Below are 24,371 nucleotides of genomic sequence, written 5' to 3'. Positions count from 1 at the left end.
CCTGGCGGCGTTTTAAGGGCACAAAAAAACCGCTCGAGGCGGCAAAGAAATAGCTGCTTAGCTTGGCGGGAAAGCATCATCATCAGCATAAACGCGCGCGTCGTAGTTCAGCGCTTTGAGCGTTACGCTATCAAGACCCTGCGGCTCGACATCCTCGACGATAGCGAGATATGACCAGCGCTGCATCGTGCCCCAAAGCAGGTGCGGCGGCTCAACGCCTGGGTAGATTGTCGGCACGTCGTCCATTTGCGATATAACGTGATCGTCTGACTCGCCGCGTTGCGCAGGGAACGGTCCTGCTACCGTGCCGTCGGGCATTCGCCAGGCGATGACGTATTGCTCATCACCCGACCAGTCGAATGGCTCAGACGACAGCAGGTGCACGCCGTCGGTGCGTTCATCAACGTCAAGCAGGATTGCCGACCGGCCATAACCCGGCACGTCGTCAGCGAGCCGGCAAAGGCTCTTGAACGACGAATTCAAACCGTCGCACTCCGTATCCCATGAGTATTCCCAGCGCTGGTATTTCAGCCTGCGGCGCTCGCGCATGCCGATGCGCCAAGCGCGGGTGCGGTCGGTGACGCCCTCGAGCACGACTTTACGAGAGCGAAAACCTTGGTCGCCGGGAAGACGGCACTCGACTGTCTCTGTTGTCCAGGTCTCGCCGTCGACGTATTCAACGTCGATGCCGTCGGGGTCCTCTGGCCGAGGCCCGGTGAATTTGCGGGACAGCTCGCCCGGCATGTTCTGTAGCGTGTACATGTGCTCAGGCTGAGAGCGCGTCGATTCACGCACCGGCACGATACGTCCGTGATCAACGGATAGCTCGGCCATTCCGGCACGTAACGCGGTATTGAGCGCCTCTTTGACGGTGATCGAATCATTGATTACGTCATCATACCGGTCGCCGCGGGCTCGCCATACGCCGTCGAGGCGAATCAGCTCGTCATCGAGATCGTCATCGGTGTACCCGCTGGTCTGCGCGATATGACGAATCCAGGGCGCTATGTCGCGGGTCGGCTCGAGCCCCATCCAAGCGCTGCCGCTCCATACCGGTAGGCGGCGAGTCTGGATCAGGTTCACCTGGTTCTCGGTCTGCGCGGCGATCAGATCAGAGCCGTTGATGACCATGATCATCGTGCTCACGCCGTCATAGCTGTTGGCTTGGGGCAGTTGAGAGCGCAGCCCGTACCACTCGATTTTGTCCAGCGCTTGGGTGCTCGTGTCTTCGAGCGTGCGGCGCACAACGCGAACCTCGGGTGTGATTGAACTCGGCAGCGTCTCCTTGAATGTCCATCCCAGCTGATCGCGGGTATCGCCCCCTATGGTGCGAACAATAGAGTTCCATGCCGTGGTTCCGTAAGCGCGCCATTGAAGCTCTACTTCGCGCTCGCGGTACCCGATGCTGCCGTCATCATTGATGAAGCCAAGACCGTTGGGGCAAAAAACATCCCATTCAATCGTGCTGGTTTTCTCTCGTTCAGGGCAGGCAAGGAATGGGCCGGTATAAAGCGCCGGCGCCGTCTTGTCGCTCGGTCTAGCGATGATCTGAGTGAACGATAAATCAGGAAACGACGACCATGTCGGGTCAACTGAATCATCCGACAAACGACGCTGCAGCGTCACTACGCGGTCATCCTCGTTAACATCAACGATGGAGTACGTCACGTTAGAGCGATTGATAAAGACGATATGATCGCCAACCGGGAAGTTCTCGATTAGCTCGCCGCTATTTCTGTCCTCGAGCAGCATTCCCAGATCGCTGACACTGCGCACTCGGTAGATGCCAGACAGGGTTTCACCCGAGATCGTGACCAGAATACCGGGCGACAGCTGCGTAAAATCGCCAAACAGTGAGGCCTGATTGCCGCCAACGGTGACGGTTTGTCGTAGGTTAACAATCAGCCGTATTTCTCCCTCCCATGTTTTTGGAAGCGAGTTGTTGAGCGTTAGCTGATTGCCGGAGCTCGAGCCGCTGGCATCGTACTCGGCGTCCTGCGTGCTGATACCGCGCAGGCGAAGGCCGCTTGCGCCGGTAGACGCGCCCACCTCGGGCGCATTGAACCAGTTTTCGGCAGCTTGGTGGCCAGCCAGACTCTCGCCGGGCTCAAAAAACTGAAACGCGATTCCCGGCAACGACGTAACTGGTGTTGAGCCAATCGCCAGGTCGTTCACGTCGCGCTGGTACTGCCCGAGGCCGAGCGAGAACAGCATATAAAGCGACTGCGAGCGACCATTGACGAAACGACGAACCGGAGCGCTAAGCAGATCGGGATAAATTTTGCGGCGGCCTGCTTGATCTGGGATTACGTCGCCTAAACGCGGCTGGTTGCCCTGCACGCCGACCTCGAGTAAGCGCGAACCCTGACTAGAGCCAGCGCGACTATTGACGTTCGGAATGCTCGGTTTTAGCAGAAACGCGGAGGCAGTGGCTACTACGCCCGCGACAACCGCTGCGAGTAACGCGCCCTCGAGACCTTGCGGCTGGACGCGTAGATCGACATCGATACCCTGCTCGAGCATCAACGCTCCCCACTCGCTGGGCGGCACAACACGACAATCAACCGTGGCGCTGATCGGCCGTGCCTCGCCGCTACCCTCAAGGCAGCCAGGTGCATTCTCGGACAGCCATTGCTCGAGACTGATACCTGATACCTCGTGGCGCTCAATCGGCTCTCCGGGAAGCGTCGAGGGGTAAACATTAATCGTCATGGTAGTAGATCACCTGCATGTGCTGTTGCTCAAACGCGCGGATTGATTGCCAGCGCGGGCCGGTTTCCGGGTTTGTATCCAGTACGCCAAGGCGGCCATCAAGCTCGACGGCGACACCGACATGGACGCACAGAAGGCCCCGCCAGCAGGTAGCGATAGCACCTGGCGCCGCCGGGCCAGCGATAAATCGCTCGCGCTCCGCCCAACAGGCGGACGTCAGGCCCCGTTTATCGTTTTCTCTGATAGCGCCGTAGCTCGGTAGCCACGCCCACCCGAAAACGCGGGCGCGCACATCACGAACCAGGCCCCAACAATCGAACGCAGTTGGACCACGCCCCCCGAACTCATGCCGGCAGGCTAGGTAGTGGTCAATCATGGGGTAATCCTTGGGGTTATCGCCGACCGATGTACTTCAAGCCGGGCGCGAAAGCAGCGGTATAGCGGCGCTTTGCGAATTCCTGGCTGATCAGCGCCATATAGCTCGAGATGATCTCGACGTGAGCGCCCTGGAACACACCATCGACGAGCTGAAAACGCAGCGGCCGTGCCGCCGGTGCGCTCAGATCGTTTGACAGGTACTCGCGGTAGATCACATTGATTGTCTCGCCGCTCTCGATGCCGTCGTCAATGAAACGCTGGGCGATGCCCTGCACGTTCTCGACAGCGAACGTCAGGTTCTGCTGTCCAGAGTCGCCGCGCTTGGGTAGCGCGACGGCCATGGCTGACGCCGTGAACGTAACGGTTTCGCCGGTTTCGAGTGTTGCGGTCTGATTCTCGTAGCCCGCGCAGGTGCGCAGCGGCGCGGCGCCGGGGCGGCTGATCTCAAGCGTGGGGATTTTGACGACCCCAGCGGGGGCTGAGGCGTTTACGGTGGCGAGATAGGTCATTGATTAACACCAATCAAGCGCTGCTTGATATTGTCGAACATGATGCGATGCCCGGCATCATTCGGGTGGAGTCCATCGGATAGTACATCCTCACCGTCAAGAAGGTGTTGCAGTGTGTAAGAATACTGGTCGATAAAATCAACCCCAAGTTCTTCTGCGACGCTCTTAATGATCGATGAAATTTCATTCATGTGAAGATACCGAGTATCTCCCGTCTCGTTTTCGATAGTTGCTACGCATGAAGCGAGTAAAACAACTTTTTTTCCACGATCTAGCAACCACTGGGTTATTTCCACAAGCTGCGCACGAAAAATTTTCGGCGAATTACTAGAGCTTTGTGTGCGGTTATTAGTGCCAAGCTGAATCATCACTACTTCGTCAGCCGAACTTGTGGAATCATTTAACAAAGGGCCATCGGGCACCCACCTTGTAGTGTTAGAGCCGATTATGCCATCGTTCACAACGACGACTTTTTTGATGACATTGATAGCCTCTAATCGAATCTGAATTTTCGCCGATGATTTGCGGCGGAGAATTATTTCATGCTCACCGAATGGGAATTCGAAAACCGGAGATCGCGCTCCGAAAAAGGCACTATCACCCCCGAACGAGAACTCCCCAACCACCGCGCCGTCTACCAGCACTTCTGCCATGTCTATCGCAGGGTCGCCGTTCAGCTGTGCATATGTGTACGAGATATTGTCTCCTACCAATCGGGTCGTAACCTCCGCGTTGTAGTTGTAGCCTGGGATGATCGGTTCAGATTGACGAATGTCTAAAACGTAGCCATGCGGCGTCTGATCTACATAGCGCTCGTCTTTGATCGGAGTAATGCCCCGCCGCGTCTTTGGGTAGATATATCTTGTCTGTGAGTTTATTGGCGGCATTGAGTATTCATAAGCGTCAACGCTGGCCCCGTCACCCAAGTCAGTACGAGCACGCAAAACGCCACAACCCCAAGCGCCGAGGTAATCGCGCAGCAGATTTGTCCATGTGCGTGATTCGAGATTGTTTCGGGGATCGCTAAGACTTTGCGAACGAGGCGATGAAGGCGATAGACCGCTGGCACCGGAGCCCCATGTGATTGAGTCGCCTATCAGGTGAAGTCGCAGCGAGTGTGCGGGATTATTCATGGCATCAACGAGTGCTTTCAAGCCTGAGGGCGGGGTATCAGGCAGTGGCTTAGGTTTTGGCAAGTAGGCACTGTCAACGTACTCCCAGCGCGGCCAAAACGTTTCGAGCAATGTCGTCAATTTGAACAGTTTTTCAATCCCAGCGGATATGCTGGTCCACCAGCCCCCAAAAAAGTACTCGATACCGGAATCTGACCGCATACCAAGAGTCAATTGCGATAAATCAGTTACTTCGGGCAGCTCGACTTGTGGAATTATGCTTGCTCCGTAAACGCGATTTTTTTCGTCTATTTCTTTGACAACTTCTAGGGCGCCCGACTCTACTGTGTACGTCTGCCCCTCTTTGTTCGTGGCAGAAAGGTAATAGAAGGGTCCTGGGTAATTTCCAAAACTCCACTCTCCGGTAGAGCTGTGCACCGTTATTGCCATAAAAATATTAGGCCGCTGATCGCTCTTCCAGCTGATAGGGTAAACCAGAAAATTGCCTACCAACTGGTCGTTCGGATCGATGTGAACTGCCTGAAAAATTCCCAGTGCCCGTAAATCACTAGGGGCAGCAACCAGCGGTGCATTGTCGGTAGACGTTGGGCGTACATCGCCATATAGGCTGATTAAATCGGATTGGAGGCGCGGATCATCATTAGCGCCGGGGATCACATTTTTGAGGAAACGCTTAAAGTTTCGAGACTGACTAACAGCCCGAAAAGCAAATTCCGAATTGCTCCAGTTACCCTGATAGAGCGTTCCCAGCTTTCTGATAGAACCGTCCTGCAATGGCTGATCAACTCCGCTCCCTCTTTTAAACTTGATGGGAGACAACTCAGTCTCGTTGTAGTCTAGATAGTAATAATATGCGGCTCCTGAAATTGCTCCGCCAGGGATTGCGCCAGGTGCCTCCAGCGTAATTGCGTCGAACCGAATTAGACCCGGTATACCGTAGGCCTTCATCGCTGTGCCAGATGGAAAAGACAGTGTCTGTGCAATGCTATCGTAGACAATTTCGTCATCGAAATAGACGGAAATGTCAGTGAATGCTTCTTCAACGCGTTTTGAATCTGGATCGTCTGCGATCTTTTTGCTGCTCGTGGAAGAAATCCGGCGCCACAGTGTTTTGCTGACGTTCGGATCGCTGCTGGCGGCATAGTAATACTGCCCATTATCGACCGCCGCGCGCCCCTGCGCTTCGCTATCAAAAATACGGCCGCCCGCGATCAGGATGTTATTCAGGCGATCATCAACCTCGCCGCGCAGCCCCTCCACTTGGTCATTGATGTTCTGCTTGGCCTGATCAGCAGTATCCACCACTTCTTGCGACGCAATCTCGCCTGCGCGCAGCGTCGGGCGTGTCTGACCGAGGCGGTTAGTCCATGTCTGGCTATCGCTGTTCAGCGCACGATCAAGATTCTCGGAGTTGTCAGAAAAGTCGCGGGGGTCGGTAGAGCCGAGCGGGTTGCCGGTGTTGTAGGCCATGTCGCGTATCCAATGCAAAAGCCCCGCACGATGGCGGGGCTGGGTGTAGGAAAGAGGGTTTAGGTCAGGCGGTGGGCGGCCACTTCTTGTTGACCGCGTAATCGATGGTCGCGCTGTAGAGAATGAATTTTGGGAACTCGAGCGACGATGGCGGCAGCACCGGGCGCTTTGCGATCTCGAGCGTGGCTTTCACGCTCCAAAGCTGCTTACTTACCAAAGTCGGTCCTTGGTATTTCTCAGCAAACTTCACTTCTTCGTAGGAGCGAAGTCCGATAGGCGTCCGCAGTCTGATATTGAAGGGCATTACTCGCGCCTGAATGCCGCCGAGGCTCGGGTTTTCACGATTGTAGGGTGCCCAATACCATGCCTCGAAAAGTTGTACCTGGCCTGCATTGAACAGCCACTCAACGGAGATTCGGCTAGGCGTGTTCGTAAACACTTGCCGAGATCGAGAGCGGCCGCTGGCCATTTGCGTGGTCATCACAGCGTCAATGTGATCCACGCTCCTGCCATTATCCAGAGGGGTTGGCAGGCCTTCGGGAAAGTCGATGTCTGCCATCAGTTACTCGCTCTAGTTGATAGCCCGTATTTTGCCGAAAGGGCTTTGTGAGCCTTGCCGTCGCCCAAGATGTTGGCCACTAGGATATCAACGACCTGATTTCCCTCGGGCGATGAACGCTGCTCAACACTACCGGCCCGCGTGCGATCTTCGATCAGGTTTATCGTGACATTGGTTGACGCAGGCCGGCTCATGTCGCGGTTTGATGTTACCCGCCCATTGGCACCGGGAATGATGTAACGTTGCGTGCCTTGGGTAAGCATCTCGGGCTTGCCATCTTCCGTAACGCGGTAGGGCTGCCCGCCCGTGACGCTACCACCGTACTGGCGGCCGCTAACGCCCGCTATCTGAGACATGAAGCCGGCACCGGCTCCGGCTGCCTGAGCCCCTATATAGGACGTCGCGCCTATTCCAGAGGCCGCTCCGAATGTCGCTATTGATGCTGCTATGGCGGCTGGCTGCCAAGCAGTAAGCGCAGCCGCGCCGCCAGCTGCGGCCGAGGCGGCTGCCGCGGACTGAGCCGTTTGCGCAGTCGCTGCGTTGATGAGCATCTGAACGCCGAGCTTGACGAAAGACTGTAGAAGGGAGCCGACGACGGTCTGTCCAATCTGATTCAGTATGTTTTTAAAACTCTCGCCTTCCATCATGCCGCGAGAGAAAGCGCCTGCAATGGTATCGTCAAGCGTTACAAACGAATGATTCAGGCCTTCTACTAGCGTTCTCATTGGATTGGCCGTTGCCTGGCGAATCTCTGCCATTTTATCTGCGGTGGCTGCTGAGAACCCTTCCATCTGCTGCAGCATCAGCGAGTAGTGCTCTGCCTCCAAGTCACGCACGCGCTGGTTGTGCTGGGCGATGTTGGCCAGGTCGTCATTCTGAGCCTGCATCTTGGCTTCGATGAAAGAGCGCTCGGCCTGCTCGGTCATTGCCTGGCGCTCGGCGCTGCCGGCCCGCGTGTGGTCGAGAATCGCGCGGCGCTGACGCTCGTACTCGGCGTCGACCTCATCTGTGTGCGAGATCAGGCCTTGAAGCTCGTTGCGACGCTCTTCGGCCAGCGCCCGGGCGCGCGCTTGGCTATTCCGCTCGAGCGCCTCAATCTGCTCAGCGCTGCCTTTCTCGGTGATATCGAGGATCTCTTGGCGCTGGCCGTCGTACTGCTGATTGATGCGCTCGATGCCGGTGGCGTTGATAGCCACTAGACGATCGGTTAGCTCTTGCAGTTCACGCGCGCGCTGGTTGCCGCTGCGGCGCAGCAGGTCATCTTGCTCGGCGCTGCCGGCGGCGGTAGCTTTTCGGATGGTCTCGTTGCGGCGCAGGTATTCGCGCTCGATGGTTTCGCGCTGGGTTTCGAGTTGCTGTCGGATAGCGTCAAAATCACGCGCAAGTCGCTTGGCTTCATTGTCGGATTTTGAAGAGCTGGAAGATGTCGGGGTGACGGGGGGCTTGTTGCTATTTGAGCCATTCAGCTGATCTTGGATCTGCTCCAGTATGCGCTGGCGAGCCTCGATATCATTACCGGCCTGTTCCAGCTCCTGTTCAAGACTTCGCACTTCAGGAGCGTTATCGCGGCGGCGGTCGATAGCTCGAAGCGCCTCTCTAGGCCCTTGGCTACCGTTAATTGCGCTTGTGTCGGGCTGAAGCTCTTCCAGCCGAGACTTCGTGCGCTCTGCCTGAAGCTGAAGGCGGAAGAGCTCAGCAGTGAGGCCCGCTATTTCGAATTTTAGCGCCGACTCTGAGAGACCATCGATTCTTTGACGCAGCTCATCGACGATATCTGACGCGGCCCTTGCAGGCTTGGGAACTAGACCAAGCTCTTCTCTGAAACTGTAAATTCCATAGGCGGCCAGGGCGATAACTCCCACCGGGCCTCCTAAAAATGCCATGACGGTTCTTAAGCCGCCAACGGCTCTAGTGGCGATCTGTGTCGTCCGAGTGGTAGCAGCAAGGGTCGAGGCATTTGCCTTATGCGTTGCAGTAGCAGTGATGGTAGCCGCTGTTTCAGCGTTCTCTACCGCCACTAAACGTCCTTTTGCCGCCGCCAGCGCATTGTCCATCGCTACCAACTCGCGCTTGATAGCGATCTGGGTTCCTTTGGCCTGATTGGTGTTCAGCGTTGCAGCGAGCGCAGCGCGGTCGATTTCGATTTCTCGAATAGTGGACTGAATGATAGCTCGGCTGGCTTGGAGGTCAGCGACCTTCGCAGTAGCTGCCTGATTGGAGGCTTGAGCCTCGGCGCGCAACGCCTGCATGCGCCGAATATGGGCGCCGGCCAGACTGATATTCGCTATCGCGGCGGCGCCAAGCGAGGTGGCATAGCGCCCGGCGATCACCGCGGACAGTGCGATAGCGCCTTGGGTAACGGTCTCCAGATTGTTCGACAGGTAAATGACCGATTCGCCCAGCTTGCCTACGACGCCTTGGGCACTGTCGGAAGAGCCAACGAACTCGATCATGTTGTTGCGCGCAACCGTCAGGTTATCGGCGAACGTGTTCGTGGATGCGGCCGCGCGGCGGTTAATTTCATCGGAGTAGTTGCGAACCGAGCGGATGAGCATGTCGATGCTCAGATCTCCATCGGCACCCATCTTTTTCAGCTCGCGCGATGTTTTGCCAGTCTCGTTTTGCAGCGCCTCCAGCAGGAGCGGCGCCTGATCCATGATGGTGTTGAATTCTTCGCCCTGGAGCAATCCAGCATTAAATGCTTGCGATAGCTGCAAAGTCAGGGCTGCGGCGCCTGCCGCGCTAGTGCCATAGGCACGCATACTTTGTGACGTGAGGTCTACAAACTCGATGAGTTGCGCTTGCTCGATATTCAGATTGCGGGTGGCCTGAGCGACGCGAGCATATAGACCCGCAGTATTTTCGAAGCCAACTGCTGATCGGTTCGAAATGTCCATCAACTGCTGATTGATGTCTCGCAGTTCGGCGGCGCCACTGGTTACCTGTCGGAGCTGGTTCTGGGCACGCCCCCAAGCATCTGAATAGGCGATGATCTGGCGAGTCGCCATGGCCGAGCTAACAGCGGTGACGATGTTGCGCAGCCGTAGCGCGGCGCCTCCCGCATGATCAAGGCCGGACGACATGCGACGTGAAGCGCGATCCGTTTGGTCGAATCGCTTCTCCATACGGCGAGAGGAGCCATCTACGTCTTTTTCGGCCTTGAGGAGCGCTTGAGTGCGAGCATCAACCGTGTAATAAATCGCGCCAACTTCGGTAGCCATGCTTTTCTCCAGGCAATAAAAAAACCGCCCGAAGGCGGTTGGTATAATTGATGCTTGAACTTCAATGAGTAGCTAGACAGTAGTGATCAAATGTTATTGAACTCCGTCCACACAGGCCAACTTGACTAAGTCGCTCTCAATGCTTCCTGGTTGACCAGCAATAAATACGCTGCCGTCTGTGTACGAGAAGGGCTTGTACCCTACGTATCCGCCGTAAGCGTTTTTCGCATTAACTGAACCGCATACTGTGACTCTATCTCCGCCCCTCAACTGCTGAACGCCAAATATATCTCTGAACTGGGCTGATGATGGATCCTTAAGATCACGACTAACCGCGTTTATTGCCCTGATTTCCAAGGATTCTTCTACCTCAATAAGCTGCTTAGGAATGATTCCGCTTCCATTGCCGGATTGCTGCGAAGCCTCTTGATTGTAGTACTCGTTAGCTACGCTGACGCAAAGCTCGTGAGGGGAGTATGAAAAACCGCCATTTGCTTCTCTAATGCCAACAGTATAAGCAGCTGAGCACTGCTCTTCTGTCATTGGCGATGCCCCTTGGGCACGCAGGTTTTGAACAGCTTCACGGGCTGCGGAATCGATCATTGACTGGCTCATTGGAACTGCAGGCCGGGTGCTGCTCGGAGTGCTGGATGCACACCCTGTCAACGCTATCGCCAGAATGACCCAAGCTGCATACTTGCCGCTTTGGGGCTTGCTGTTACTCATCCTTCCCCCTGGTTATTCGCATCTGCCTGAAGTGTTGCGACTTCCTCAAGAAGAGAGCGGCGATCATGAAACATCTTGACCGCGTCCTTTTCAAAAAACCGCTTGTAGAGATCGTAGTCAGCACTGTTCCGCTGTAGCTTCATTTTATGAAAGTGTTTGGCAAGCGCTTTACCGTAGCGCGCCTTTATCTTAGCAGTAACGACAGCGTGCGATCCCGAAGGCTCTTTTGCGAGATCCACGGTATTTGTATCGCTTCGCATGGCATGGAAGGCTGAATAGTAGCTTCGACTGATTGCGCTTCGATAGGCGGCTTCCGAGCCTATCTCCATTAACGATTCCGAAAGCTCCTGAATATCCTCTTGATTCACACCTGTATCCTCCGCGGCTCAACGCCATCATCAGGAGCCAGCGAAATACCTACCCATACCTTCTCTTTAAAATTATCAGAAAAACCGTCGAAGTCTTGCTTTGAAAACTCCCAGTCGATTTTTGAGGCAGTTATTCCATCTGTAGAAGTTACCAGATTGATCCAGAATTCTTGCGAACCATCCTCAGGATCGGTGCAGAGGTGAACATCTGACCCTAAGTGCATGTTCTGTTTTCCTTCGAGGAATGGCTTGGCTACATTCAGGTGAAGCTGGTAGTACCTCACTACATCCGATTGATCAATTCCATTTTGCGTTAAGAAATCACTTTCACGCATATTCTCTATGCTTGGTATTTCAGCCTCAGGCACACCGATCCTTTTCATAATCTGTCTTGCCCTTGCATATTCTGAAATTGCACCTGACAGCAGAGAGATATAGCTCAGCATATTGGCGCCTCTGGGGCGTCCTGGCTCAAGCTCGCAGAGCCTCTGAGCGGCCTTTAATCCTTTTTCATAGCAGCACGAAATGCCATAGCACACCGTTGCGTAATAAAACGCTTGGGGCGTACTCGGCCAGCCTGCGACTAGCTTGTCTGCATGATCTTCTGCTTGGCTAAATTTTCGCCAAAAACCATAAACATAAGCTGTAGCGAACACTCCCTCAAGCGAGTTCGATGATATAGCCTTGGCCTGCCTGAGAAATGACTGCATCTCAATATCGCTGACCGGCACGTTGGCAAATCTTTTCTCTTGCAGCGATTGGACTATCGGCTGATCCGCCCGCAGTGGAACCTGCTTCATATCCGCTCCCCAGCGCTAAATCTGATTCGCTTAGGGTATCGCGAAGGTGACGGCGGCGCTAGCTTTCCACGCATACCGCAAGCAGACGTGCGGGTTTCTATTAGTGCAGTGTTAGATAAAGAGGTTGGGGGGTGTGAAACTATTCGTGCTTGAAATCAGGCTCAAGACGCTGCTTAATAAACCGGCTCACTTTATTATTGTGCCGTACAGGCTCAGCGTAGAAACCGTCTCTAACCCTTCTAAAAACCTCACGGCTAAGAGTTTCGCGAGGACGCAATTCACCAGCCTCAACCCCCACCTGCAGCCGATCAGCATCAAATACGTTGGAGTCGCGGTAATAAACGAAGCTTTGGTGCTGGATAAAGGGGTGATCGCCTATTTCAAAAAGACAGGCTTCATCAACATATGATCCAGTGCGCACTGACGATATGGCTACCATCAAAACACCGTGGATTCTAAGTATTGGGCAATATACCGGGTCGTTCATTACGAGATGTAAATGATCACGGTCGCCGACGTGCATCATTAAGGTGCCTTGCTGAAAGGGCGCCCAAACCATTAGAGATAATCGGCCATCTTTTGGCTTAGCTGCCTGTGCGCATGCAGCTGTCCGGCAGATGCCCTCGCCTCATCATCATTTCGTCCTAAAGCCCTAAATATTTCGTAGGGGGTAATAGGGCGCGAACTGCCATGAGGGTCTTTCCACTCTTGGCAGTGATCGTGAGTATAATCTCTGAGCTCAAACCTCTGCATGTGCCCGAATTGTTCATACACATGATCCATGATCTCTGTGTCAGCGACACTTAGCTCAAGAAAGAAGTATTCATCTTCATGATCAACCGGCTTTCTGAGGGATACCTCGTAGTTAGCCTCGTCAGCTATCCACTCATCCCATTCGCCCTGACTCGTACCCTTCATCAAGTCGTAAGTGCGAGAAAGGACTGGGCCATGCGGCATAGAAACCATGCGGTCGTCAGAAATTGTGTACCCATACCGGTTTAAACACTCACGGTCAGCGAGGTACAGGAGCTTCATGAGCTTCAGATAAGGCATACGTCCCTCACTTCTATCGAGGAAAAACGCTGCCATCTGCGCCACTTTTGCTTCGCTGAACATTATGCACCTCCCGGAGGCCTGGTTAGGCTACTACTCATTTTTGAGCGATGGGCAGCATAATTGCAAGTAGATCGGCTTTCAAGGCAATTTCTATTCGTATAATTTGCTATCAATACATTACTAAGAAAGCCCCTGTAATTGTTTTCTTAACCCTCCTTGATGCGCCGTCGCAGCTGCATGATATGGTTCACCGTCGCCGCCGTTTCCTCTTCGGTCGGCTGCTCCGATTTCTTGCTGTCTGCTTCAGGGAATTTTGCATCCATAGCGCGCTGGAACTCGATCATGGTCAGCGACCAGGCTTCACCGGAGGATAGTCCTAGGTGAGCCTGCGCGACGCCCACGAATTCGGCAGGGTCGAAGGTATCCATGGGCTTGCCGCCACCTTTGCGCGGCTTGGGGGCGCCCACGATCCCAGCAATAGCCAGCTTGGCGCCCAGCACATGAATGTTTTGCAATGGCAGGGCGCCCATGACATATCGAAGCCGTCCGCGCACATCCTTGAAGAAGCCGATCAGCGGGCTAATATCGTCGTAGTTTGCGTAGCAGGCGCGCAGCACGGCCAGCGCCGCGGCAAAGCCATCGGCACCGGGCGATTGCACCCGGGCGAGTAGCCGAACGATCTCCGCTGGCTCACCGAGCTCGGCCATCGCGGCGAGGGTAGGGCGGAACAGCCAATCCCGCCCCTGCCACGATACCAAGACCTCGCCAGCGTAGACGTTAGCCCGCCGTTGCGGTGTCGATGGTGTAGGCAAAGCTGTTGCCCTCCAGCGTCCATGAAGCCACGTCGTCATGCGGCGCGTTGTTGCGGAACGAGGTCAGCAGCGCGGTGCCGGTGTAGGTGCGCAGCTGATTGTCGCCGCGCGGAACCGTGATACGCAGCCAGATATTCGGGTAGCCGGTCGGGCTGCCGTTTGCCGCCGGCTCGTTGACGTACTCCTCGAGCGCGTCGACGTTCTTGGTCGTGTCCTTGGTGGCCAGTCCGTCGAAGCTGATGTCGCTCGACTTGTAGGTCACCAGGTTCTCTTGCGTCAGGTTCGGGCTGTCGTCAGTGGTGGCGTCGGTGGTCTGCCACTCAGCGCCCCATTCCTTGCCGCGCATCGCGCCGATCACCAGCCAGTTGGCTTCGCTGCCGGTCGGGTCGGACTTGGCGTACTCGACCAGCACTTCGCGGCCCAGGTATTTCTGAATCTGTTCCATTGCCATGGATGGCTCCTATGTCCAAACGCGGACGTTGAGTTCGTAGAGTGATCGCCCGGATTCGAGCGTGGAGGGGCCAACGACGTCGGCCAGGATCTGGAAATTGCACACGCCGCTGGCGGTATGGTGGGCGAGCAGGTAATCGCGAATGGCCCCGGCTCGCTCGTAGCCGATGTCAGGGCGCTCGGTACAGATGGCGAGCGTCACGCCTGGCTGTTGCATGAGCTCGCTGGGCGCGGCGCCGGCGTCGGGTCGGAACAGGATCGAGTCAGCGGCACCGGCCTCGGTGTTCTCGGGATAGAGGCGAAAAAAAACCGGCTCTAGGCCGGTCAGTTGCTCGCCCGCGGCGAGGTGATCGTGAAGCACGCGAAGTGCGTTCATACTCGGTAGCTCCTCGCCAAGTGGGTCTCGATATCAGCTCGCCCATCCCGCTCGAAGCCTCGCTCGAGGAATCGGTCTTCGGCGGCTGCCTTCTTCCAGTTTTTGGGGCCGGCATCATGCACCTCTGCAGCGTAAGCGGCGGTGTAGACCACGACCCCGACAGTGCCGGTGGCGGTGTTGGTGATCTGGCGGAATCGGCTGTTGACCAGGTTGGATGTGTCGACCGGCGTCAGGTTGACGGCGTAGCCTTCGCCGATGATCAGGACCTCGGTGACGACTCGATCGGTAAGCGGGCCAGCGATGCGGCTGACGACGCGCGAGAAATTTCGCCGGACGTTCCGGCCGCCTCGTACTGACATAAATGGTACTTCCGTGTAAAAGTGCTGAGTTTTATAAGACGAAACAGGAAGGGCTGCATGTTTACTTGTCGAAGGAATAAACCATCGCTTCTTAAGAAAAAAATTAAAATTTTAGAAGGTCGTATGGAAGCAGTGGAAGGCCGTATGAAAGCAGCAGATTGTTGGATGAAACGCACAGAAAGAAAGTCGAAACGCTACCATTGGATTAATCTACTATTCGCAACCGTCTTACTCTGTCTAGCCTTAGCGATCACGTTTGTATATAGAGATGGATATGATCAAAAACAGTTGTACGGCTTGCTCGCACCACTTTGTTTTCAGTGCGCGTTGCTCTTCTCATCTCGAGAGGTTGGCGCCTATGCGTTGGCTATCTGTTTCGGCTCAATTGTTGGAACGGTCTGGAGTAGCTATATACTCTTGAATGTTACGTGAAGAGTACATAATCCGGCGCCTCACCAAAAGGGCTCATATCCCAGCCGCCCACTTTCTTAATCGCTTTGGCCGTTGCCGGCGGCGCCGCATCCTCGATTGCGGCGCCAATGACGACCCGGTCGCCCACCTGGATCGCCAGCGGGTTCTCGTGCCATACGGTGTCGCGCGGCACGAACTGCTGGCCGCTATCGTCCGTTTGGGTCTCGCCCATGTTCTTGAAGGTGCAGGCGATGACGTGCGGGCCATCAAAGAGCGGCTCGCGCGTGTACGGGTCGCGCTTACCGGTCTGGAGCCAGAGTGTCGCCTGGTTGGTGTAAGTCCATCGCGCTGTTGCGCTCATGTCTCCTCCCGGCGGCGCCCCGGGCCCGCCACGGCAACAAATGGCCGCGTCTTGTCCGACTGCAGTAGCCGCGTGACACAGCCGGTGGTGTCCAGTGATCGCAGCGCCGACCCCCAGTTGGTGGAGTCGATGCCTGCGCCATTAGGTGTGGCGAACGACCGCGAGGCGCCGCTGGGCGCCGACTGGCTGCGAATCTGTCCGCCGCTGGCAAGCGTGGCCAAGTGCCCCACAGCGTTGATCTTTAGGATCCGCTGAGTGGCCTCAGCCACCCGGCTCTTGTCCAGGCAGGCATTGGCGCCATCGATCACCGCGATAAAGTCGCGGAGCATCGCATCGGCGCCGGTGATGCCGTAGCTCCGGACATCGTCCACGGTGATCCTGGCAGCCATAGGTCAGTCCTTCTCGGCGAGTTTAGCTTCCTCGAATTTCGTCTCGAGGGTTTCGAGCTTCGTGCGCGCGCCAGGGCGGGTACCGCTCATTTGCTCGATTTCGTCCAGCAGGAACTGGCGGCGCTGTTCGTCGGCGTCGGCGCCAGTCTCCCGCGCTGGCCCTGCCGCCTGATCGGTCGTCAGTGCCGGGCGATCGTCGAGCTCGACCTTGCCGCGGTAGATCAGCGGGATCTCGCCCTTATTGCTGAGCGTCACCGTAAAGCGCTCGCCAATGGCGCAGCGGTGCACATTGCCATCCTTGTTCGTGCGGTAGAGGTTGGATTGCGTGACGCGGACAGTTGCTTGCTTACCCATGATGTTCTCCTTGGCCCCCGTAGGGGCCGTGGTTATTCTTCAGAAGCGGCGTATAGCCAGCCGGAACGGCCATCGATGTCTACCTGCATTTCCAAGCCCATTGCAGACCAGACCATGAACTGGTGGCGGGCAAAGGGCTGGTTACGCGGCAGGGCGAGATTTGAAACAGCCTGGCCGAGAAGCGGGCGGATATACTCGCGGCGAACGGCGCCCATCAGGAGTTGGTTACCCTTCAGCTTCGACAGCGGCTTGATCGCACCGATACCGGCCAGGCTCTCAAGCTCTTGGCGCAGGCTGCGGGTGGCTGTGATGACTCCTTCCATCACGTAGTAGCGGTCCAGCGTGGCTTCGATCTCGTTGGAGACGTACACAGTGACGTCACCGTCTACGCGGTTATCCACGCGCAGTCTGTCGCGCAGAGCGATAAACTGGTTTCGGACGGTGTCCGGTGCGGTCTGCAGGGACGTGAGGTCGACCGATAGCGCGACTTTTACGGTGTGCTTGGACGTACGCACGCCGTAGGACTCCACGCCCTTGAAACGCAGTGGGCGCCCGTTTTTGTCCACGGCGCCGTCCAAGAGGTAGTCGGACATGCGCTTGCGCACAGTCCGGGTCGACGCTTCCTGGTCATCCAGCAGAGTGCTCCAGCCCGCTTCGGTCAGGCCCGCCATCTCGCGAGCTTCGCGGTAATAGCCCGACTGGTGAACCGGAACCAGCGCCGAATCGTAGTTGTGCTCTGTCTGATCATTCGGCACTGGCTCTAGGCCCGACATGCTGGTGGTTACTGCGCCGCCATCACCGATTTGCTTGTACTGGTGAACCATGGTGCCGAAGCCCAACGGCAGAGCCAGAGGCATGAGGTCCAGCAGCAGAGTTTCGCTGCCAGGCTCAGCCATGACACGCTTGGTCTGCGTGTCCATTTGCGCATAGACTGGATACGGGACCGGGGCGGCAGCGTTACAGGCCATGCCTGGCATCGGGATGGAGGCCCAGGCGCTCTCACTGTTGCGCTGGAAGGCACGCTGGGCCTGCAGGAAATCATACTGTCCGCGCAAGCTCGCATTCTGTGCGCATTGACCTCGGTCGAAGAAATAGCTCGGCATTTCGCGCGCTCCTTAGATGAACTTCTGGGCCACGAGCTCGATCTCGCTGCCCGTCTGGATTGTTTCGGCTGAATAGCAGTACGGTTTCAGCGTCTCGCCGTCCGTAGCTTCCGGAGCTGCGTTGGTCAGCACGCCATCGGCGCCGATGTACATCGGTTCGTCTTCCTGGATATCCAGGCCTGCGGCGGTTCGTACATTCAGCACGAGCTTAGGCTCTGGCCAGAAAGCGGTAGCTAGGTCGTCATCGGCGTAGGCTGTGCTTACGAAACCGCCGCCCAAGTGATCACGGTCGAGAACGTAGGAAACGGAACCGGCGCCTGCCACGAACTCACCTTGTGCCTCGTCATAGTGCACCACGGTGCCCGGAAGGTAAGGACCAGCGACCGGCGACTCCTTGCGGTTCGCCTGCTCGAGCATTTGCGCCGGGCCGCAGAAAATGACGTTCTTACCCCATTGCGTGTAATTACTCATGGCTTACTCCGGCAGGGTGTTGGTGTCTTCGGCCTGCTGGTTACCAGCGAAACCGGCGGGAAGGTGGAAGCCGTGGCTGGGCTGCAGGCTGTTCACCACCTTCTGCTTGGCGTTGGCCGTCATGCCCTCGAGCTCGGCATCGGTCCAGCCATTGGCCTTAAGCTTGTCATCGAGCTTGGCGCTCTCGGCTTTGGCGGCCGCGTCGGCGTTGGCCTTCAAAGCCTTGATGGTCTCGCCCTGTTCCTTCTGGCCGTTCATCAGCGATGTGATCTGCTCATCGCGAGCCTTCATCGCTTCGTTTACGGCGCTGATGACGTCTTCTTTCGTCAGTGACATATCGCCCTCCGGGGCTGCTGCGTTTGCGGTAGTGGTCTGGGAGCTTTCAGCCTGCGCGCCCCCGAAAGCGCTCTTGATGACCGTGACAAGCTTGTCGAGGCGGCCCTTGTTCTGTTCACGCTGCTCGGCGCGGTCGGCCAAGCGGAGAATGTGCTCGGCGGCGGCAGTGATCTCGTACTCCTCGTCGTCGCTGAACTCGACGTTCGCCTGCAGCACTTCGGCTTCGTCGCCGGCGGCGTTGACGAACATGCCCACGCCCTCGTCGGGGGTGGCCGCCCCGGGCTCGCCGATCAGGATGGCGTCGTGGTCGAATTGCATGTTGTGAGCCGACCAGGTGTACTTCTTGCCGCGGCTCTCGCCGTTCGCCACCTTGATCTCGAGCTCCAAGCCGGTCGAGGTGTGAATCGGCGCCTGCTTCTCGATGGCCTGGATCAGCTCGCGACCCTCGGGGGTCTGATTGGCGACGCGGATGTTCACCACCTTGTCGAGCAGCACACGGCCGCCTTCGCGCCTTACGTTCTCGTTCCAGGCGCCGATCCAGTGCTTGTTGATCGCGTGTGGCGAGCGGGCGGGCACGAACTGATTGCCGACCTTGGGGTGACCGAGCGGCGCCGGCGTGCCTTCGAGGCCCTTGTAGCTGGCCTCGATCTCGGCGGCGCTGTAGAGCCCGCCATTCATCACGCAGTCATCAGGCAGGGTGGCTGACGGAATGCGGTAGTGAGGCTCGCCGTTGATGGTCTCTTTCTTGATCTGCGACGCATTCACACGCGTCACGATGTGGGCATGCTTCGTGGTCATGCGTCCTCCAGATACGAAAAAGCCCTGCCGGTTAGGGCAGGGCTAAGGATGAAAAAGCCCAGCGCGAGGCTGGGCTTTTATCTAGGGTGATTTACGGGCTAGGTCAGCCTTTATCGGAGCTGGCTCATAGTTTTTTAGATGTGATGCCAATTCTGAGAATGCCTTCAATACTTCTAAGTTGTCTTTCATCAATAGAACATGAACTACACCGCTGGGTGCTTTCCATAGAGCAAGGTAATCAAATGCTTCCATCTCTGAATAGACATCTGCATCGATCTCATGCCCGTAGTACATGCTGTTTGTGTTTCTGGCCATGAGATTGTAGATATTGATGCCATGTACTTTCGCTGAAAGCGTCAGAAAGCTCAGCTCAGGTATGGCTTGGAGAGGGTCTGCCTGAGAATTTGTGCAGCCCCATATGGATTGAGATATCAGCTTGCTCCGTTGATCATCAAATACCGTTAGACCCTCAACAGTAAACTCCGAATACTTTACTTCACTCCAGCTGAATTGCTTATGAATCATGGTGGGCTCCTTCAAGATGTAAGCCCTAAATGTAACGTGTTATGTGTCGTGTCATAAGTCTTGATTACATAGGATGCTTTACGATCCGATACATCGAATTTCCTGGAACGACCGACAGCACCTCGCCGGGCTCGAGCTCAGGGACTGCGCGATTCCGCAGCCGCCCGCACTCATCAGCCATAAGCCGATACTCGGCGATGCGCCGGTACTCGAACTGACCTTGTACGAGGACGATCATGTGAGTCTGGTCGGTCACGCGGCTACCTTGAAGAACTTCTGACCCTGCAACTGTAGCTTGGCTGGTAGTGCGTTGGATAGCGGCTTGCCATTCTCGTCAACGAGGATAGCCACCTGGGTGCATTTGCAGTTGATGGCGTTACCATCGCGAGCGTAGAACTCTTGTACCTCGGCGCGGGTGTAGACGCGGCCATGGCGGCTGGCGTGCGTTGGCCTGGTGGTGGCTGACAGCGCCGAGACCCAGAGTAACCGGGTGCGGATGCCCTCGGCGTTGGCCTGCGCGTCTTCCTCCCAGATCGCTCGACGGTGGGCGACGTTGATCTCGGTGCGCGCAATTCGCTCGGCCCGGGCCCGGGCGCCGGTCTTGCTGCCGTCTTCTAGAGCGCGCACACCGATTCGCGCTTTTACCTGACGGGCAATCTCCCGCGGCGACTGGCCCCGCGCCATGCCATCGGCAAGCGTCCGGGCGAGCTCGGTGCGCAGCTGATCACTGAACCCCTGCATCTCTTCGAACACGCGGGCGCGGAGCAGGGCCACGCGGTTACGATAGGGCGCCAAGACGAGCGTTTCTTCAACCGTCCGCCGAAAGGCCTCGGTCTGGGCGGCCATGCTCACTACCGACGACGCCGTGCTCTGCTGATAGGCCAGCTCGGCCTGGCCGACAACGATGGGTTCGCCGTTGACCGCTCGCATCACCAGCTCGTTGATCAGCGCGGCAATGTAGCCGTTCATGTCGTCGAGGATGTACGCGTCGAGCAGGTATTCGTAGGTGCGGCCGTCCCCGGCGGCGTTGGCTGCCACTTCGCGGCGCCCGATCTGCTCGAACCGATCCAGCACACCGCGCTGAATTCCGGCGAGTGCCTGCCGTATCTGCTGGAACGCTCGCTGTCGTTGCCGAGTGGTCTGCACAGGGTTAGCGCTGTTACGTGGCAGTACCGGCTGTCTCGCCATCGTTTTCGCCCTCCGGCACGTTATCATCCAGATCGGTCGTTGCCGGCGCCCCTTCATGACCGGCTGCGTCGCGGATCTCCTCGCTGGTGAATGCCGGCGGCTCGCCAGTACCCAGCGAGTTCTTGTTGACCTCGCTCATCGTCTTGGCATTGGTCAGCTTCTGCTCGAGCGTTGCGTCGGTCAGGTCGTCCCAGCCAATGTAGAACTCGAACGCGGGCAGGGCGCCGAAGCGCATGAGTCTGGAGACCAAGCCTTCAGCGTTGGGTACAGTGAACCGGCGCCGCCGGGTCATGATCGTCTGCGCCCATTCCCGGCTGTTCTCGTCGCTCGAGCGCTGGGCGATCTGCTGGCCGAGAAGTATCGGCATTGGGCACGAAACGCCGGCGGCGTAGGACTGCATGGCTACGGCGAAGAAGTGCTCGGGCGAAGGCAAGCTGTAGGCCAGCGCCTTGGCCTCCATGTCGCCGAGCATGAGCAGCTTGTCCATGCCGGCGCTCAGATCAGCGGCGGTCTCGTTGAGCTTGTCCGCCACCTGGTCGACCTCGACGCCGAACATCTGTGCCAGTCCTTGAACGTCGATGCCGTCCTTACCGGTGCTGTGCAGACTGAACGCGCCGCGCGCCGTCTTCCAGAATCCCTCGCCGCCGGCGCCGACGATCTTCTCGATGGTCAGCAGGTCGTTGAAGCCCGACTCGTTGGCCGGGATGCCGTAGATCGTGTCGTCGTCCGCGCCCTCGGCGATGATGTGCACGCGGTCGGCGTGGATGGTCACGCTCTGGCGCTCATCGCGGCCGGTGTGCACCGCCTGGGGCCGGAACTGGTAGCTGGTCGGGTTGCCGTACTCCGGAGACGACTGGTCTTGCTCGAACTTCAGCGGCTCGAGCTGCGCTTCGAATAACGGCTGCATCTTGAGTAGCTTCACCGGCTTGGCGACCGGAAGGCTCGGGTGCTGGCCGTCATCGAATACGAGATAGAGCGCCGAGTAGCGGCCGACCCGCCCGCGCCAGTCCGCGGCCTGCATGCGGCTCCAGAACGACAGCTGCTTGAGTACGCGGGCCACCTCACGTTCGCGTTGGGTCTCGCTGTGCGGCTTGTCGTCTTCCATGCCTTCGACGACCCAGGGGTTGGTTTCCCATGTTTTCTCGACGTGACGCATGACGCCTGCCCGGGCAATGCCGTTGCGCTTGAACATCGAGTAGAAGTTGTCGAAATCCAGCGCTTCGGGGTAGCCGTAGTCAGCCCAGGCTGTCGCGCGCTTGGCGTCATTACTCATCGTCGGCAGGGCACCGCCGAATAGGGGGCCCCGGCGCATATTCTGGTATGGCACAAAGCCCATTGGTAAACCTCTATCGTCGTTGGTGTCGTGACAGGACGAGCCCACCCGACTTGTGCTTAATCAGCGGTGCCAGTGCATAGCGGAGGGCATCGATATAGTGGTTGTGCTTGTCAGCAATGGCCGTCAGCACGTCGCCACTCAGCCGGTCCACCTTGTAACTGTAGAGCCGCGCTTCTCTGAGGGTCGCCGGGCAGCGGGGGTGGATGACGATCTCGATATAGCTTCGCAGATGCGCGATGCCGTCCTCGACGCTGCCCGGCCACTTGACCACGCCCTCAATGCTGGGCAGGTTGTCGCGCTGACCGTGGCCATTCGATTTCACATGGCTGATCGTTTCTGGGCGCGCTGAGTCGGCACGAACCTTGTGCCGCTCGATCCCGGGCAGGCCGGCGACCATGAACGATGCGATGTCGTCGTTCTCAAGCCCGACTTGGCCAGCCTCGTATTCGATCCAGAGCCGCCGATCATGGACCCAGCACTTAACGCCAGCGGTGGGGTCCTGACTGAAGCCCCAGTCGATACCGTAGTAGGGGCCATCCCAACCGCGGCCAGGTTCGAACTCGGCAACTCGGTACTTGCCGGACAGGATCTGCGCCTCACTGTTCTCGCGGTACGCGCCGTCCCAGATCCATGCGTAGGTCTGGTCGTCGAGTGCGTCGCGATCGTTGAGGCGCTCTTCGTCGAGTACCGCGGGAAACCAGGGGTTGTCCGTGTAGTTGAGCTCGACGATCTTGGCGTTGGCCGGTGTGTTCTTGCGAAACCGCGTGTCTGTAGGGCTGCCGTCGAGCTCGGGATTCCAGGTGACCCAGACCTCCGAGTTTTGTTCGCGCACCGTGGGCAACAGCTTCTGCCATGCGATCTCGGTAACGGTCTCGGCCTCGTCTACCCAAGCTATCAGGATGCGCGCCTTGGACTTGATGCTGTCCAGGTTGTGGCGAAGACCGGAGAACGTGTACCAGACGCGACGGTTCTTCGTGCGAATGTACTTCTCGCCGATCTCAAAGTAGGCATCCAGCCAATCGACCGATCTGATCGCCTGCTTCACTTCCTCCATGCTCGAGTCTTCGAGCGAGTTCATGTACTCGCGTCCGCACAGTATGACGCCGGACTGCTCGGCCTCAGCGAACATGTAGGCACGAACAGCGGTCATTAGCGCAAAAGAGCGGGTCTTTGCCGAGCCGCGCCCGCCGTAGGCACCTCGGTAGCGAGCCGGGCCGCTGAATACCGGAATGAGCTTAGGAGGTAGCTGAATCCTCGCTGTCGTCATGAGGCGCCACCAGCTCGATAGTTGTGGGTTTCGGGGTCATGCTGCCGTCGCTGGAGACGTGGTCGACGCGGTCGGTGAACATGCCCAAGTGTCGGGCCACGTTCTCGAGCGCCTTGGCTTGGTCCTGCATTTTGATCTCCAGTCCGTCCTTGGTCTGCTTCACCCCGGCGAATAACAGTTTGGCACTGCCATTCAGGTTGCGAGTGTCCTCGGCATAGACGCGCGGTACGCCTTCGCCGCCGCACTTGGGGCAACCGGCGTGAGGTAGGTGGAAGTCTCGAAAGCCGTAGCCGCCGGCATCGCTCGGCTCTTTGCCGACCTCTGAGCTTGCAAGCGCGCGCTCGAACTCGTCTTCGTCAGCCCACTGGAAGAGGTGGTCATCACCGTGGCAGTACCGGCAGCAGCCACGGCGGAGCTGGGTAAGCTCGCCTGCGTCAGCCGTGGCGATCTCCCACCACCTATCAAGGACCATGTCGGCGGTAATCTTGGTTCGCTCAGAGCGAGCGCTCATGCGCTCCTGAATGGCAGCCGCGACCTTAGCATTGCTTAGCAGGCGAGAGGCCGTGACCTCGGCGCTACGTTCGGCGTAGCCTGCACGAATAGCAGCCTGCTTAGCGTTCAGGTCGACGAGATATTCATCGACGAAACGGGACTGCCGAGCTGTCAGCATGGCAGCCCTTGTGGCAGTCTGGGTCATTTCAATCCCCTGTTAATAGAGTATTCGAATGAGTCGATACGAGGTGAGGCCGGTTTACATTCAACCCGACAATTTTCTTATTCACGAATGGGAGGTAAGGGATACTCATAACCATGATGAAGTAGTCGCTGCGTACTCGGATCAAGAAGCCGCCGAAACTGAGTGTTCAAAGCTCAACCAAGTAAATAATCAATAATGCAGGGTGG

The 24,371-nt window shown here is 57.4% G+C and carries 27 protein-coding genes; 1 reads left to right on the top strand and 26 read right to left on the bottom strand.

All coding sequences use genetic code 11. The features are described from left to right. Positions 1–57: 57 nt before the first annotated feature. The 9 genes from MQW23_RS14210 to MQW23_RS14170 form a co-directional block, all read right to left on the bottom strand. Entirely contained in the window at positions 58–2,712 is a 2,655-nt protein-coding gene (locus tag MQW23_RS14210; RefSeq protein WP_252108853.1) for a host specificity factor TipJ family phage tail protein, read from the bottom strand. Next, complete coding sequence (locus MQW23_RS14205; protein ID WP_252108852.1) at positions 2,702–3,088, bottom strand: C40 family peptidase; 387 nt, start codon at positions 3,086–3,088, stop codon at positions 2,702–2,704. Before MQW23_RS14205 ends, MQW23_RS14210 begins: the two co-directional genes overlap by 11 nt. Before the next feature lie 16 nt (positions 3,089–3,104). Next, a complete protein-coding gene (locus MQW23_RS14200; RefSeq protein ID WP_252108851.1) occupies positions 3,105–3,599 on the bottom strand; it encodes a DUF1833 family protein in 495 nt (164 codons plus the stop codon). Beyond that, positions 3,596–6,202 (bottom strand): SGNH/GDSL hydrolase family protein, encoded by a 2,607-nt coding sequence (locus MQW23_RS14195; protein ID WP_252108850.1) that lies wholly within the window; start codon positions 6,200–6,202, stop codon positions 3,596–3,598. The genes MQW23_RS14200 and MQW23_RS14195 overlap by 4 nt, the downstream gene beginning before the upstream one ends. A 64-nt stretch (positions 6,203–6,266) precedes the next feature. After that, positions 6,267–6,761 (bottom strand): hypothetical protein, encoded by a 495-nt coding sequence (locus tag MQW23_RS14190; protein WP_252108849.1) that lies wholly within the window; start codon positions 6,759–6,761, stop codon positions 6,267–6,269. Next, a complete protein-coding gene (locus MQW23_RS14185) occupies positions 6,761–9,982 on the bottom strand; it encodes a tape measure protein (RefSeq protein ID WP_252108848.1) in 3,222 nt (1,073 codons plus the stop codon). Before MQW23_RS14185 ends, MQW23_RS14190 begins: the two co-directional genes overlap by 1 nt. Positions 9,983–10,075: 93 nt before the next feature. Beyond that, on the bottom strand, positions 10,076–10,585 hold the full coding sequence (locus MQW23_RS14180) for a hypothetical protein (RefSeq protein WP_252108847.1): 510 nt from the start codon (positions 10,583–10,585) through the stop codon (positions 10,076–10,078). A 119-nt stretch (positions 10,586–10,704) separates the two neighbouring features. Next, positions 10,705–11,076: a hypothetical protein gene (locus MQW23_RS14175; RefSeq protein WP_252108846.1), complete on the bottom strand. Its 372-nt coding sequence runs from the start codon at positions 11,074–11,076 to the stop codon at positions 10,705–10,707. Continuing rightward, positions 11,073–11,876: a tetratricopeptide repeat protein gene (locus tag MQW23_RS14170; RefSeq protein ID WP_252108845.1), complete on the bottom strand. Its 804-nt coding sequence runs from the start codon at positions 11,874–11,876 to the stop codon at positions 11,073–11,075. Before MQW23_RS14170 ends, MQW23_RS14175 begins: the two co-directional genes overlap by 4 nt. A 133-nt stretch (positions 11,877–12,009) precedes the next feature. Here MQW23_RS14170 and MQW23_RS14165 point away from each other — a divergent pair, with 133 nt between their 5' ends. Then, the gene (locus tag MQW23_RS14165) at positions 12,010–12,285 is read left to right on the top strand and encodes a hypothetical protein (protein WP_252108844.1); all 276 of its coding nucleotides are present in this window, start codon (positions 12,010–12,012) and stop codon (positions 12,283–12,285) included. A gap of 149 nt (positions 12,286–12,434) precedes the next feature. On the opposite strand, the gene MQW23_RS14160 is transcribed toward MQW23_RS14165, so the two are convergent. From MQW23_RS14160 to MQW23_RS14080, 17 genes are all read right to left on the bottom strand, one after another. Beyond that, positions 12,435–12,992, bottom strand: coding sequence for a Panacea domain-containing protein (locus tag MQW23_RS14160; protein ID WP_252108843.1), 558 nt, complete (start codon positions 12,990–12,992; stop codon positions 12,435–12,437). A 146-nt stretch (positions 12,993–13,138) separates the two neighbouring features. Continuing rightward, a complete protein-coding gene (locus MQW23_RS14155) occupies positions 13,139–13,690 on the bottom strand; it encodes a DUF6246 family protein (RefSeq protein ID WP_252108842.1) in 552 nt (183 codons plus the stop codon). A 19-nt stretch (positions 13,691–13,709) separates the two neighbouring features. Beyond that, positions 13,710–14,195 carry a phage tail tube protein gene (locus tag MQW23_RS14150; protein ID WP_252108841.1) on the bottom strand — a complete coding sequence of 162 codons (486 nt, stop codon included), beginning with the start codon at positions 14,193–14,195 and terminating at the stop codon, positions 13,710–13,712. Between the two features lie 9 nt (positions 14,196–14,204). Next, on the bottom strand, positions 14,205–14,570 hold the full coding sequence (locus MQW23_RS14145) for a hypothetical protein (RefSeq protein WP_252108840.1): 366 nt from the start codon (positions 14,568–14,570) through the stop codon (positions 14,205–14,207). Next, complete coding sequence (locus MQW23_RS14140) at positions 14,567–14,929, bottom strand: hypothetical protein (RefSeq protein ID WP_252108839.1); 363 nt, start codon at positions 14,927–14,929, stop codon at positions 14,567–14,569. Before MQW23_RS14140 ends, MQW23_RS14145 begins: the two co-directional genes overlap by 4 nt. Positions 14,930–15,353: 424 nt before the next feature. Beyond that, a complete protein-coding gene (locus MQW23_RS14135; protein ID WP_252108838.1) occupies positions 15,354–15,701 on the bottom strand; it encodes a hypothetical protein in 348 nt (115 codons plus the stop codon). Beyond that, positions 15,698–16,072 carry a DUF7370 family protein gene (locus MQW23_RS14130; protein ID WP_252108837.1) on the bottom strand — a complete coding sequence of 125 codons (375 nt, stop codon included), beginning with the start codon at positions 16,070–16,072 and terminating at the stop codon, positions 15,698–15,700. Before MQW23_RS14130 ends, MQW23_RS14135 begins: the two co-directional genes overlap by 4 nt. A gap of 21 nt (positions 16,073–16,093) precedes the next feature. Further along, positions 16,094–16,444: a hypothetical protein gene (locus MQW23_RS14125; RefSeq protein ID WP_252108836.1), complete on the bottom strand. Its 351-nt coding sequence runs from the start codon at positions 16,442–16,444 to the stop codon at positions 16,094–16,096. A gap of 32 nt (positions 16,445–16,476) precedes the next feature. Next, positions 16,477–17,547, bottom strand: a complete 1,071-nt coding sequence (locus MQW23_RS14120) for a major capsid protein (protein WP_252108835.1) — start codon at positions 17,545–17,547, stop codon at positions 16,477–16,479. Between the two features lie 12 nt (positions 17,548–17,559). Continuing rightward, positions 17,560–18,018 (bottom strand): hypothetical protein, encoded by a 459-nt coding sequence (locus tag MQW23_RS14115; protein WP_252108834.1) that lies wholly within the window; start codon positions 18,016–18,018, stop codon positions 17,560–17,562. A 3-nt stretch (positions 18,019–18,021) separates the two neighbouring features. Then, positions 18,022–19,152 carry a hypothetical protein gene (locus tag MQW23_RS14110; RefSeq protein ID WP_252108833.1) on the bottom strand — a complete coding sequence of 377 codons (1,131 nt, stop codon included), beginning with the start codon at positions 19,150–19,152 and terminating at the stop codon, positions 18,022–18,024. Between the two features lie 81 nt (positions 19,153–19,233). After that, positions 19,234–19,677, bottom strand: a complete 444-nt coding sequence (locus MQW23_RS14105; protein ID WP_252108832.1) for a hypothetical protein — start codon at positions 19,675–19,677, stop codon at positions 19,234–19,236. Between the two features lie 64 nt (positions 19,678–19,741). Then, positions 19,742–19,933, bottom strand: coding sequence for a hypothetical protein (locus MQW23_RS14100; RefSeq protein ID WP_252108831.1), 192 nt, complete (start codon positions 19,931–19,933; stop codon positions 19,742–19,744). Next, positions 19,930–20,865 carry a phage minor head protein gene (locus tag MQW23_RS14095; RefSeq protein ID WP_252108830.1) on the bottom strand — a complete coding sequence of 312 codons (936 nt, stop codon included), beginning with the start codon at positions 20,863–20,865 and terminating at the stop codon, positions 19,930–19,932. Before MQW23_RS14095 ends, MQW23_RS14100 begins: the two co-directional genes overlap by 4 nt. Then, complete coding sequence (locus tag MQW23_RS14090; RefSeq protein ID WP_252108829.1) at positions 20,837–22,138, bottom strand: anti-CBASS protein Acb1 family protein; 1,302 nt, start codon at positions 22,136–22,138, stop codon at positions 20,837–20,839. The genes MQW23_RS14095 and MQW23_RS14090 overlap by 29 nt, the downstream gene beginning before the upstream one ends. Before the next feature lie 73 nt (positions 22,139–22,211). After that, entirely contained in the window at positions 22,212–23,468 is a 1,257-nt protein-coding gene (locus MQW23_RS14085) for a PBSX family phage terminase large subunit (RefSeq protein WP_252108828.1), read from the bottom strand. Next, positions 23,437–24,138 carry a terminase small subunit gene (locus MQW23_RS14080; protein ID WP_252108827.1) on the bottom strand — a complete coding sequence of 234 codons (702 nt, stop codon included), beginning with the start codon at positions 24,136–24,138 and terminating at the stop codon, positions 23,437–23,439. Before MQW23_RS14080 ends, MQW23_RS14085 begins: the two co-directional genes overlap by 32 nt. Between the last annotated feature and the right edge of the window lie 233 nt (positions 24,139–24,371).

It is taken from the genome of Halomonas sp. S3-1-1 (genome assembly GCF_023757625.1).
GTDB lineage: Bacteria > Pseudomonadota > Gammaproteobacteria > Pseudomonadales > Halomonadaceae > Vreelandella.
This window is presented reverse-complemented; position numbering and strand designations above follow the sequence as displayed.